Below are 13,256 nucleotides of genomic sequence, written 5' to 3' on the forward strand. Positions count from 1 at the left end.
GATTAAAAAACTCTAGCATTTTTGCTAGAGTTCTCATCCTCAGTTATGAGTTCCGTTAGATTTAGAGGATTGATTATATTAAATCCATTTCCTCCATTCATACCTTTATTAGCACTAATATTTGTTGTTTTTTGGGTGTTAATTGATGAGATGCGTTTTATTATGTTGTTCTTTAAGAAAAAGTCATACGTATCTTTAAAAGCCATGTAAGATAAAATTACTAATAACGAATATACTGGGTATATATACCTAGATTTTATCTCCCGTAATATATATAATCCAATAAAGCCTAGGATTACTAAAACTAAAAATAATTCGTCATATCTTTTAGTCTTTATTTTCCTCTGAAGTAGTTATCAATAGATAAAAGTATAGAAAAAAATGATGTTTCTAATAGTTTTTTCTTTTACAAATCTAATTATAAAATATATAGAACTAGTTAATAAAGCTGTTCCTATAATGTCATTATATATGAAGTTACTCATTAGAAATGCTGGGATGTAAGTAGCACCAAATACTAAAACACCATAGTCATGTTCTTTTGACTTATAATTAATTTGTTTATATATTAGGTAATTCATTAGAGTAGTAACTAGAGTAAACAAAATGCTGAAGGTTTTTATAATCAGTATAAGATAGATACATTAAATAAAGCTTAAAAAATATATACTTTTTATATTTATTCACAAATACTATATCTACAACTTATAGTATAAATATAAATAGATTGGGTGGTAAATAATTACTATTAACAAACCTTAAAAGATGGTTTATAATAAAGATTATGAGAATTATTATCATTTAAAAATATTTTAATACTTTAATTTATAAAAAGGAGGCTAGATTTTGTATGAGATAAAAGAATTATCTAGTTTAATTATATTAGTAATGACTATAATAGCAGGTTTATTATATTCTTCTTTAATTGAATATTGTCTTCATAGGTTTCTGCTTCATAATTCTTATGAGCAAGAACATGTGAAAGTTCATCATAAAGTATTTCATGGAATAGATTCCTATGAGCTCGAAGTGATAGATAAGGAAACCGTTCTATCAAGTTTTGGTGAAATCTTAAGGAATATAGTACTGTACCTTCCTTTAGCTATTGTAATATTTATGAGGAGTAAGTTTCTTGGAATTTTGTTTCTTATAGTATGTATTCTTTATAATATGTGGGAGGAATTTGTGCATTATTATTTTCATAAAAGAAATGAACACTTATTTGTGTTGAAACTTAAGCTATTTAATAAACTAAAGGAACATCATAGGATACATCATTATATGTATAGATATAACTTTGGGATTGGAACTAGATTGTGGGATGTTATATTTGGAACTATAAAAAAGGTTAGATAAAGATGGTAACTTTAGACCTAGAACCATTTTAAACACTCTTCTAGTTTTTGGGCAAAGTTTTTAAATACAAATTAATTATAAGTTTTTATATAGGTGTATAAGTAAAAATATTTAGGAAATTAAAAAGAAGAAGAGGTCCAGAGGGGTGGACTATTCTTCTTCTTTTTTTACTAACTTTAATTTCTTATTAGATAATCGAATGCACCTAGAGCCGCATTTGCACCTGAGCCCATGGAAATAATTATTTGTTTATATGCACTGTTTGTGCAATCTCCTGCGGCAAATACTCCAGGTATGTTTGTTGCACCATGATTATCAACAATTATCTCGCCTATGCGGTTACGTTCGACTGAATCATTTAACCAATCTGTATTTGGTACAAGACCGATTTGAACAAATACTCCTTGTAATTCAATATGTTTAACTTCTTGAGTATCACGTTCAATGTAAGAGATACCAGTAACTTTATCAGTACCAGTTATTTCTTTTGTTTGAGCATTTTTTATGACAGTTACATTTTTTAAGCTATAAAGGCGTTCTTGAAGCACAGCATCGGCTTTTAGCTCTGGTAAGAATTCTAAAACAGTTACATGATTTACAACTCCTGCAAGATCAATGGCTGCCTCGATACCAGAATTACCACCTCCAATTACTGCTACATGTTTTCCTTTGAATAAAGGAGCATCGCAATGAGGGCAATATGCTACACCTTTTGTTTTGAACTCATTTTCTCCAGGAACATTAACGTTACGCCAACGAGCACCTGTTGAAATTATTACAGCCTTACTCTTTAAAACAGCACCATTTTCAAGCTCTACTTCAATTAGATCCTTTTTGGTCAATCCCTTTACTCGTTGTAAATTCATGATATCAACATCATATTCCTTTACATGCTCTTCAAGGCTTGCTGCAAGTTTAGGGCCTTCCGTATACTTTACACTTATAAAGTTTTCAATTCCTACAGTATCCATCACTTGACCGCCGAAACGTTCAGCAACAATTCCTGTACGGATTCCTTTACGTGCGGCGTAAATGGCTGCGCTTGCTCCTGCTGGACCACCTCCAACAACAAGAACATCATAAGGTTCTTTGTTACTGAATTCTGATGGATCTTGAGTAGTACCAAGCTTTGCAAGAATCTCTTCTACAGTCATACGTCCACTGCCAAAGAATTCACCATTTAAGAAAACTGACGGCACAGCCATTATATTTTTGCTTTCAACTTCCTCTTTGAAAGCTCCACCATCAATCATCGTATGAGTAATGTTAGGGTTAAGAATACTCATAAGGTTTAGAGACTGAACCACTTCAGGACAGTTGTGGCAAGTTAAACTAATATAAGATTGAAAATTGTATTGTCCTTTAAGGTTTTTAATTTGATCAATTATTTTTTGGTCAACCTTTGGCGGTCTTCCGCTAACTTGTAGCAAAGCTAACACCAATGAAGTAAATTCATGACCTAAAGGAATACCAGCGAAAGTTACGCCTGTATCTTCACCGATGCGATTGACACTAAAGCTAGGGGTTTTTGGTAATGCTGCTTTCTCTACTTTAATTTTTGGTGACATAGAGGCTAGTTCATCTACTAATGAAATCATATCATTTGATATATTATCAGATCCTGCACTGATTTTAATAAGGACGTCGTCCTCCATCAATTGAAGATATTGGGCTAATTGACCCTTTATATCTGAATCAAGCATAATAAGCTTCTCCTTAGATCTTTCCTACAAGATCAAGACTTGGTTTAAGTGTTTCAGAACCTTCTTTCCATTTAGCAGGACAAACTTCACCAGGATTATTTCTAACGTATTGAGCAGCTTTAATCTTATTAACAAGAATGCTTGCATCACGACCTATACCACCAGCGTTTATCTCAACAGCTTGAATAACGCCATCTGGATCTATTATAAAAGTACCACGATCAGCTAGACCATCTGCTTCTATTAATACATCAAAGTTACGTGATATAGTATGTGACGGATCTCCTATCATAGTGTAAGTAATTTTCTTAATTGCCTCTGAAGTGTCGTGCCATGCTTTGTGAGTGAAATGAGTATCAGTAGAAACTGAATATGCTTCAACTCCTAGTGACTTTAAAGTTTCATAGTTATCTTGTAAGTCTTCTAGTTCAGTTGGACATACAAATGTAAAGTCTGCAGGGTAGAAACAAACTACGCTCCATTTTCCTTTAAAATCTGCTTCTGTAACATCTAAAAACTTGCCGTTTTTATAAGCTGATGCTTTGAATGGTTTTACTTCTGTTCCTATTAGTGACATAATAAAAATACCTCCTAAATTTGGTTTTATAATTAAAATTGAATTTTATATACGGTGTATAGTTAGTGATAAGTAATAATAATTATTACTTAATATTAATTATAAAACTAAAGAATTATTTGTCAATAGTTTTGTATAAATTTTCTTAATTTATTCCAAGAACTATTTAACATAATATAAAGATTGTACTTGTTGTATATTGTTTATAATCTAAGATATAAAGTATAAATAGAAAAAATTTTAATAAGCAATTTATATATAGATATTATTTCTACATGACAGAGAATGAGTCTTTTTATATAATATTAAGGTACTAAAAGTTTTGAAGAGGGGTTAAAGTATACCATGAAAAGAATAAATGAAATTTTTAGTGACTATGAAACAAGTGGCAACATAAATACTGCTATTGTAGAGTCGGTAGTCTTAAGTAAGAAGAGTAAACGGCTGGAGATGAAAATCAGCTCAGATAAATATATTGAAGTAAATGAATTTGAAAGACTTAATAAATTTATAAAGAAAAGATTCGCTTTAAATGATTCTATAATTTCTGTTAAGTATGCGGATGGAACGGATAAAAAGCCAATAGAACAGGAAATTAGAAATATTATTCTTCTTATGGCAGACAAACATCCTATGCTGAAGACAATTATAAACAACAGTGAATACAATGTGGATGATAATACAATACACTTTGATTTTAAAATTGCAGCATCTGGTTTCTTAAAAGCTATGAGTTATGATAAGCAACTGCGAGAGGCTATAAAGTCTCTTTACGGTACTACATATAATATAAAATTTGTTGATAAGATAAATAATGAAGAGCTAATGCTTCATGAGGAAGCACGTGAGAAAGAAATGCTTGCAGCTATAAAACAAATTAAAACTGAACAAAGTAGTAATGTACCTAAAGAAGCTCCAGTTAAAAAGGATGAAGTAAAAGAGGAGTCTGATGGTAAGAAAGGGGATCCGTTTGTAATCTTAGGAAGGAGTTCTAAGATTAAGGATACTGTGATAAAAATTACTGATATAACACCTGATGAAGGAAGAATAGCTTTAGAAGGTGAGATATCTAATATAGAAGCGAAGGAATTAAGAAGTGGAAAGACATTAGTGTCCTTTGATTTATATGATGGATCTAGTTCTATGACCTGTAAATCTTTCTTAAAACCAGGAGAGTATGAGATTGTACTATCAAGGCTTAAAAAAGCAAAAGGTGTCAGACTGGTTGGAAGTGCAAGCTTTAGTAAGTTCTCTGGCGAAGTTGAGATGATTGCTAATATTATAATTGAAACTCAAGGTATTAAAAGGGCGAAGAGGATGGATAATGCTGAAGTTAAGAGAGTAGAACTTCATATGCATACACAGATGAGCCAAATGGATGCTATGACTAGCGCCACTGATCTTATAAAAAGAGCCATGAGCTGGGGGATGAAATCAATTGCTATAACCGATCATGGAGTAGTTCAGGCTTTTCCAGAAGCACATAAGCTTTTAGGAAGAAATAATCCTGATATGAAGGTTTTATATGGAGTAGAGGCTTATTTAGCTCCTGACAAAAAGCCATCTGTAACAAATCCAAAAGGGCAGAGTATTGATACAACTTATTGTGTGCTAGATTTAGAAACTACAGGTTTTTCACCAGTAACTGAAAAAATCACTGAAATAGGAGTGATGAAGTATCAAGGTGGTAAGGTAATAGACCAGTTCAGCTGTTTTGTAAATCCTGAAAAGCCAATTCCTGAAAGGGTTATTGAGGTTACCAATATAACTGACGATATGGTAAAAGATGCAGAAACCATAGAAGTGGTTTTTCCAAAGTTGTTGGAGTTTATTGAGGGAAGCGTTTTGGTTGCTCATAATGCTGGCTTTGATGTGGGGTTTTTAAAGCATAATGCAAAGGTGCTAGGCTATGATTTTGATTTTACATATTTAGATACCTTATCTCTTGCTCAAGCTCTTTTCCCTGAGTATAAGAGTTATAAACTAGGAAGGATTGCTAAGAATCTTGGTATAAAAGTAGAAGTTGCTCATAGAGCATTGGATGATGTAGATACTACCGTTAAGGTTTTTGAGATAATGCTTGAAATGTTAAGTGAAAGAGGAGCAACCACTGTTGAAGATATAGATTTATATGGCTCTGATGAAGAATCTAAAAAGGAAGAATATAAAAAGCTTAGAACACACCATGCAATAATATTTGCAAAAGATTACGTGGGATTAAAGAATCTATATAGGCTTGTATCTTACTCTAGTTTAGATTATTTTTATAAAAAGCCTCGTATATTAAAAAGCATGTACAAAAAATATTCAGAGGGCTTAATTATTGGAAGTGCATGCAGTGATGGAGAGTTATATCAAGCAATACTTCTCGGAAAATCTGATGAAGAAATTGAAGCTATTGCAGAAGAATATGACTATTTAGAAATTCAGCCTATAGGAAACAATGACTATTTAGTGAGAAACGGGCAGGTACCTGATAGAAATTATCTAAAGGAAATAAATAAAAAAATCGTAGCACTTGGTGAAAAGCTTAATAAACTTGTAGTGGCTACAGGAGATGTGCATTTTATGGATCCTGAGGATGAAATATATAGACGTATACTTGAAGCAGGTCAGGGCTTTAAGGATGCAGACAATCAAGCACCGCTATATTTGAGAACAACTGAAGAAATGCTTAAGGAATTTGAATATTTGGGGAAAGTAAAGGCATATGAAGTAGTAGTTACAAATACTAATAAAATCGCTGATATGTGTGACCCAATAAGTCCAATATCTCCAGATAAAGCAACTCCACATATAGACGGTTGTGAGCAGACCATAAAGGATATTACTTATGGAAAGGCTCACGAACTATACGGGGAGCCGCTTCCACAATTAGTTCAGGACAGATTGGAGAGAGAGTTAGACTCAATCATAAAAAATGGTTTCTCTGTAATGTATATAATAGCTCAAAAGCTAGTGTGGAAATCTAATGAAGATGGATACTTGGTTGGTTCCAGAGGTTCTGTTGGTTCTTCTGTTGTTGCATACATGACTGGTATAACGGAAGTAAATGCGCTACCACCTCACTATAGATGTCCAAAGTGTAAGTATTCCGATTTTGAAGATCATGGTTTTAAGAATGGCTTTGACTTGCCTGATAAAGCTTGTCCTGTTTGTGGAGAACAGCTTGCTAAGGATGGCATAGATATTCCTTTTGAAACTTTCCTTGGGTTTAATGGAGATAAAGAACCAGATATAGACTTAAACTTTTCAGGTGAATATCAAGCAAAAGCTCATAAATATACTGAAGTTATCTTTGGAAAAGGAACAACTTTTAAAGCTGGAACTATTGGCACTATAGCTGAAAAGACAGCCTTTGGATATGTAAAAAAATATTTTGATGAAAAGAACATGACAGTAAGTAAGGCTGAAATCATGAGGATCTCAAAAGGCTGTACAGGTATAAAAAGAACCTCAGGACAGCATCCAGGAGGAATTATCGTTGTACCTAAGGGAAGAGAAATTTTTGAGTTCTGCCCAGTTCAACATCCTGCTGATGATCCGAATTCGGATATTATAACAACACATTTTGATTATCACTCCATTGATCAGAATCTATTGAAGCTAGATATACTTGGGCATGATGATCCAACAGTTATAAGAATGCTTCAAGATATAACAGGAGTAGATCCAAAAACCATACCGATGGATGAGAAGAAAACTATGTCTATATTTTCGTCTACTGAAGCTCTAGGAGTAACACCACAACAGATAAATTCTAAAGTGGGGACCTTTGGTATTCCTGAGTTTGGTACTAAGTTCGTAAGAGGAATGCTTTTAGATACTATGCCAAAAGCTTTTACAGATTTGATATGTATATCAGGACTATCCCATGGTACTGACGTATGGCTTGGAAATGCTAAAGACTTAATTGATCAAGGAGTAGTAACTCTAAGTGAAGCAGTATGTACGAGAGATGATATCATGATATATCTTATTAAAAAAGGGCTTCCTCCAAACACTGCTTTTAAGATAATGGAGACAGTGCGTAAGGGTAAGGCGTTAAAGGATCCAAAATGGCCAGAATACGAAGCGCTAATGAGGGAATGTCAGGTGCCAGAGTGGTATATAGATTCTTGTAGAAAGATAAAATACATGTTTCCTAAGGCCCATGCAGCAGCTTATGTAATGATGGCTTTCAGAATAGCTTGGTTTAAAGTTCATATACCTAAAGCCTACTATGCAGCCTTTTTCACTATCAGAGCAAAGGCTTTTGATGCAGAGTTTATGATCTTCGGAAAAGAAAGAGTTAAATCTAAGATGAAGGAAATTGAAATGCAAGGCATTCAGGCTGCTCCTAAAGATAAGGATATGTACGACGATTTGGAATTGGTTTTAGAAATGTATGAGAGAGGCCTTAAATTCCTCCCAATTGATTTATACAAGTCCCATTCTACAAACTTTCTTGTAGAGGAAGAGGGAATAAGACCTCCAATAAACAGTATATCTGGTATGGGAAATGTAGCGGCAGAAGGAATATATAATGCAATACAAGAGGCAATTAAAGATGATACACCTATAAATTCCATAGAAGATTTAAAGAAACGTGCTAAAATAGGTAATTCAGCTGTAGATTCACTTAGAAAGTTTGGATGTTTAAACGGCCTACCTGAAAAAGATCAGTTGAGTTTCTTTGACTTAATCTAATAACGAAAAAAATATGTAATTAAAGATGTTTTGCAGCCTTTATTAGTTAAAAGGCTGCATTTTCTATTTAGCAAAAATACTATTGTATATCAAAGGTTACTTCGCCTGTATCCATATGATATTTAGCCCCTACTATATTTACTTTCTTTTCGGTAGTTAATTTTTGGATAACTGAACTTTTATTAATCAAACTAATAGAATTTCTTACATTTTCATCAATTGTAAGATTATTAACTTCGTCTGAATTTTGGCTTTTTCCTTTAACCTTATCATAAGATGGCTTTATTTGATTTATTATTGCTGTGATATTTTCTGAGAAGTGCCCACCTTCTATTGCAGCTTTTACAGCTCCACATTTCTCATGACCTAAAACAATTATTAGCGGTGCACCTAAATGTTCACTTCCATATTCTATACTGCCTAGTGCTATAGGGTCAATTACATTACCAGCGTTTCTAATAATAAATAAGTCTCCGAGACCTTGATCGAATACTAGTTCAGGTGGGACTCTTGAATCTGAACAGCTTAATACTACGGCAAAAGGTTTTTGACCTTTAGTTGATAAATCCTTGCGTCGAGTATTACTTATGTCATGCCCAAGTATCTTGTTATCGACGTATCTCTTATTGCCCTCCATTAACAGTTGTTTTGCTTGATCGATGCTAACTGTTTCAGATCGCGTATACATCTGAGCAGTTGTTGCTTTATTTTCTGTAGTTGTCTTGTTTTCAGTACTGTTATTGCTAGCCGAATTATTAGCATTTCCGTTACTTGTACATCCAGTCAGCAAAAATGCTGCAACAAGAACTTTAGAAGTTATTAATGCAATACTGTGAAACGTTCTTTTGTGCATAATGAATCCTCCTAAGTTAAATTTAGATTATATAAATCGTTCATATTTTGTCATATAAATAAGGAATTTATCCAATAAAAAGTTATGTAATATGTGGCACATCTTTAACAATAATTTATAAAAAGCTAAAAAATCACTCAACAAATCTACGTTTTAAGAATACAGGCTTCTTTTTACTGTAAAGAGAATATTTTTAAGTTTTATTTGTATAAGTAAAAGCTTAGTAAAAATATTGGTGATTTTACTAAAAATATATTGAAAACGATTTACTAATAGTAGAAAATATAAGTATAGGTTTATATTAATATTTATAATAAAAGGGTTGGAGGAATTGTTATGGGTTTTAAGGTTCCTAGTACAGATTGGCTTTCTGATACTTCGATTTTTCAGGTGAATAGAATTGAAGCACATTCGGATCACAAATACTATATAACAGAAAAGGAAATGAACTCTGGAGATATGAAGCTAAGACAAAGTTTAAATGGAAACTGGAAGTTTAGTTTTGCTATAAATCCTAGTTCAAGAATTAAGGATTTTTATAATCTTGATTTTGATTGCAATTCATGGAAGGATATACAGGTTCCCGGGCATATACAACTCCAAGGATATGACAAACTTCAATATATAAACACTATGTATCCTTGGGATGGACACAGCGAATTGAGACCACCACAGGTATCTGAAGAATATAATCCAGTGGGAAGCTACGTTAAGTATTTTAATTTAGAGGACACTATAAAAAATGGTCCTGTTTATATATCATTTCAAGGAGTAGAAAGTGCCTTCTATGTTTGGCTAAATGGAAATTTTGTTGGATATAGTGAAGATAGTTTTACTCCGTCAGAGTTTGAGTTAACTCAATATATAAAAGAAGGGGAGAATAAGCTTTCTGTTGAGGTTTATAAAAGATCTACTGGTAGTTGGCTAGAAGATCAGGACTTTTGGAGATTTTCAGGGATTTTCAGGGATGTATATATATATTCAATTCCTAAGATTCATGTTCAAGACCTTTTTGTTAAAACTATATTAGATAGTGAATACAAAAATGCTGTCTTAGAATCTGAGCTAAAAATTGTAGGGTCCACTGTTGGATTTATAGATTTGGAGCTGAAAGATAGTAAAGGTATAGTTTTAGCTAATATTGATGGAAATAAATTAGAGAATGAGATGACCTTAAAGTTGGATGTCAACGATGTAAGGCTTTGGAGTGCTGAAGATCCGTATTTATATACTCTCTATATTACTGTAAGAGATGAGAATGATAATATAGTTGAGTTTGTTCCACAAAAGATAGGTTTTAGAAGTTTTGAAATGATAGATAAAGTGATGCACATAAATGGTAAACGTATAGTTTTCAAAGGTATAAATCGTCATGAGTTTAATTGCCGCACCGGAAGAGCTATAACTGAAGAAGATATGCTTTGGGACATAAGATTTTTAAAACAGAATAATATAAATGCTGTGAGGACTTCTCATTATCCTAATCAAAGTCTTTGGTATGAACTTTGCGATGAATACGGAATTTACTTAATAGATGAAGCCAATCTAGAAACCCATGGGTCTTGGATGAAGATGGGACAAGTAATTCCAGACTGGGTTATTCCAGACAGTAAACCAGAATGGCTTGATATTGTATTGGATAGAGCCAAATCTATGGTAGAAAGAGATAAAAACCATCCATCTATATTGATATGGTCTTGTGGAAATGAGTCTTTTGGAGGAGAAAATATCTACAAGATGTCTGAGTACTATAGAAAGAAAGACCCATCAAGATTAGTACACTATGAAGGCATTTTTCATGATAGACGCTTTAATGAAACTAGTGATATGGAAAGTAGGATGTACGCAAAGCCTCATGAAATTGAGGAGTATTTAAATAATAATCCGCAGAAACCATATATAAGTTGTGAGTATATGCATGCTATGGGTAACTCCTGTGGAGCAATGCACAAGTATACGGAATTAGAAGATAAATATGAGCTTTATCAAGGTGGTTTTATCTGGGATTATATAGATCAAGCTGTTATGAAGAAAGATAGATATGGCAATGAATTCTTTGCCTATGGTGGAGATTTTGATGATAGAGCCACAGATTATAATTTCTGTGGTGATGGAATAGTATATGCTGATAGAACCATATCTCCAAAGGTACAAGAAGTTAAAAAGCTATATCAAAATCTAAAGTTATATGCAGATAAAAATGGTGTTAAGGTCAGAAATGAAAACCTATTTGTTGATACATCCAATTATATATTAGAGTACAGCTTGAACTATAACGGAGAAGAGATATATAAAGGCTATATGGAGGTTATAGTAAAAACAGGTGAAGAAGAATATTATGAGTTTGATTTACCTGAAGTAAATAGTAGTGGAGAGTATTGCGTAAATGTTTCTTTCAAATTAAAGAAAGATACTGCCTGGGCTAAGGCTGGTCATGAGATAGCCTTTGATCAATATGTATATTCTATTGTAGAAAAAGAAGATGTAAAGGTATTAAATAAAGTTAAGGTTATCCATGGAGATGTAAATATAGGAGTTAAAAGCAGAGATTTTAGTGTATTATTTTCAAAGCAAGAAGGCGGAATTGTATCACTAAGATATAATGGAAAAGAACTTATAACAAGAACTCCTATGCCTATATATTGGAGAGCAACAACAGATAATGATAATGGAAATAAACATGGATTTAGATGTTCGCAGTGGCATGAAGCAAGTCTGTTCCAAAAGTGCAAGGATGTACAAGTTTTTGAGTATGAATTTAGTGTCATAGTTGAGTATACTTATATGCTACCTTTAAGTGTACCAAGTGAGGTTAAAGTAGCTTATACTGCTTATGAAAATGGAGATATTAAAGTTAAATGTGATTATAAAGGTGTAGAAGGGCTCCCTGAAATGCCTATATTCGGATTAGCTTTTAGGTTGTCAGCAGATTATGATAGCTTCAGATTCTATGGAATGGGACCTGAAGAAAATTATATAGACAGAGTACATGGTGCTAGACTAGGTATTTATGAAAAGTTAGTTAAAGACAATGTTTCAAGATATTTGGTACCTCAAGAAAACGGCAATCATACTGGTGTAAGATGGGCAAAGATAAAAGACAAAGATAACTTTGGAATAGAGTTTGCATCTGTCAATAATCCTTTTGAGCTTGGAGTATCCCCATATACAGCTTTTGAACTTCAAAATGCACTTCATTACTATGAGCTTCCGCCTGTTAACTACACTATTGTAACAATAGCAGCAAAGCAAATGGGAGTAGGAGGAGATGACAGCTGGGGGGCACCTGTTCATAAGGAGTATCTAATAGATTCTTCTAAAGATATAAACTTTGAATTTATTATAAGACCATGTAAGTAAAAGTTTTTACAAGTGTGTATTAGTATGAAAATACCTAAAATCACATATTAAGTGCTATAGTTATATATAAAAAAGGTCGCTTCAGCGACTTTTTTTATTACTAACTTAAAGCAACTATAATAGCACCAATAGCTATTAGGCACACTCCAATTACATTCATTCTACTAATCTTCTCTCCTAAAAATACAACGGCAAGAATAGTTGCAAGAACTACACTGAATTTATCTACAGGAGCTACTTGAGATACCTTTCCATATTTTAATGCTAAAAAGTAAAACAACCAAGATAGGGCTCCTGCTAGACCGCTAAGTATGATAAAAGAAAAAGTTTTTTTGTCTGCTATAATTTCAGGTATCTTACTTAACTTTCCTTGAAAGACTACAACTAAAATAAGAAATATAGCCATTATTACAGATCTTACAGCAGTTGCAGTATTGGCATCTACTGACTTCAAACCTACCTTGCCCAAAATACCTACTAAAGCTGCAAATACTGCAGAAAGCATAGCAAATATAAACCATAAACTATTCATTATAAACATCGCCCCCTTTATATATTTATTTTATTACTAAATTTTAGAAAGTAAAACACATAAAAGTAGTTGATGGTATTTTAACTCTGTTTAATAGATGGTTAGACGTATATAAGTGTTTTATAAAGATAAAGTTTAATAATGGTGAAAATACTATTTTTAGTAGTATGGTAGATTAATGAATTA

General features: G+C 32.7%; 8 protein-coding genes. 3 read left to right on the forward strand and 5 right to left on the reverse strand.

Going from position 1 to position 13,256, the window contains the following annotated elements; genetic code table 11:
• Positions 1 to 2: 2 nt before the first annotated feature.
• Complete coding sequence (locus JHL18_RS09755) at positions 3 to 206, reverse strand: hypothetical protein (protein ID WP_200268588.1); 204 nt, start codon at positions 204 to 206, stop codon at positions 3 to 5.
• A gap of 640 nt (positions 207 to 846) precedes the next feature.
• Here JHL18_RS09755 and JHL18_RS09760 point away from each other — a divergent pair.
• Positions 847 to 1,356: a sterol desaturase family protein gene (locus JHL18_RS09760; RefSeq protein WP_200268589.1), complete on the forward strand. Its 510-nt coding sequence runs from the start codon at positions 847 to 849 to the stop codon at positions 1,354 to 1,356.
• A 176-nt stretch (positions 1,357 to 1,532) separates the two neighbouring features.
• Here the strand turns inward: JHL18_RS09760 and ahpF are convergent, their stop codons facing one another.
• Together ahpF and ahpC are read right to left on the reverse strand one after the other, a co-directional pair.
• Entirely contained in the window at positions 1,533 to 3,062 is a 1,530-nt protein-coding gene (gene ahpF / locus JHL18_RS09765) for an alkyl hydroperoxide reductase subunit F (RefSeq protein ID WP_338025462.1), read from the reverse strand.
• Positions 3,063 to 3,072: 10 nt separating this feature from the next.
• Positions 3,073 to 3,636, reverse strand: a complete 564-nt coding sequence (ahpC, locus tag JHL18_RS09770) for an alkyl hydroperoxide reductase subunit C (RefSeq protein ID WP_200268591.1) — start codon at positions 3,634 to 3,636, stop codon at positions 3,073 to 3,075.
• 345 nt (positions 3,637 to 3,981) lie between these two features.
• Between ahpC and polC the strand changes: the two genes are divergently transcribed.
• Positions 3,982 to 8,325 (forward strand): DNA polymerase III subunit alpha, encoded by a 4,344-nt coding sequence (gene polC / locus JHL18_RS09775; RefSeq protein ID WP_200268593.1) that lies wholly within the window; start codon positions 3,982 to 3,984, stop codon positions 8,323 to 8,325.
• Between the two features lie 79 nt (positions 8,326 to 8,404).
• Here the strand turns inward: polC and JHL18_RS09780 are convergent, their stop codons facing one another.
• Positions 8,405 to 9,178, reverse strand: coding sequence for a carbonic anhydrase (locus JHL18_RS09780; RefSeq protein ID WP_274600949.1), 774 nt, complete (start codon positions 9,176 to 9,178; stop codon positions 8,405 to 8,407).
• A 336-nt stretch (positions 9,179 to 9,514) separates the two neighbouring features.
• Here JHL18_RS09780 and lacZ point away from each other — a divergent pair, with 336 nt between their 5' ends.
• A complete protein-coding gene (gene lacZ, locus JHL18_RS09785; RefSeq protein WP_200268596.1) occupies positions 9,515 to 12,538 on the forward strand; it encodes a beta-galactosidase, LacZ type in 3,024 nt (1,007 codons plus the stop codon).
• Between the two features lie 100 nt (positions 12,539 to 12,638).
• Here the strand turns inward: lacZ and JHL18_RS09790 are convergent, their stop codons facing one another.
• Positions 12,639 to 13,070: an EamA family transporter gene (locus JHL18_RS09790; protein WP_200268598.1), complete on the reverse strand. Its 432-nt coding sequence runs from the start codon at positions 13,068 to 13,070 to the stop codon at positions 12,639 to 12,641.
• Between the last annotated feature and the right edge of the window lie 186 nt (positions 13,071 to 13,256).

The organism is Clostridium yunnanense (assembly GCF_016595795.1).
GTDB lineage: Bacteria > Bacillota > Clostridia > Clostridiales > Clostridiaceae > Clostridium_AR > Clostridium_AR yunnanense.

Bases quoted from the DNA above. Each gene is read 5' to 3' on its own strand.
- JHL18_RS09755 (WP_200268588.1), bottom strand. From the start codon at position 206: ATGGCTTTTAAAGATACGTATGACTTTTTCTTAAAGAACAACATAATA.
- ahpC (WP_200268591.1), bottom strand. From the start codon at position 3,636: ATGTCACTAATAGGAACAGAAGTAAAACCATTCAAAGCATCAGCTTAT.
- polC (WP_200268593.1), top strand. From the start codon at position 3,982: ATGAAAAGAATAAATGAAATTTTTAGTGACTATGAAACAAGTGGCAAC.
- JHL18_RS09780 (WP_274600949.1), bottom strand. From the start codon at position 9,178: ATGCACAAAAGAACGTTTCACAGTATTGCATTAATAACTTCTAAAGTT.
- lacZ (WP_200268596.1), top strand. From the start codon at position 9,515: ATGGGTTTTAAGGTTCCTAGTACAGATTGGCTTTCTGATACTTCGATT.
- JHL18_RS09790 (WP_200268598.1), bottom strand. From the start codon at position 13,070: ATGAATAGTTTATGGTTTATATTTGCTATGCTTTCTGCAGTATTTGCA.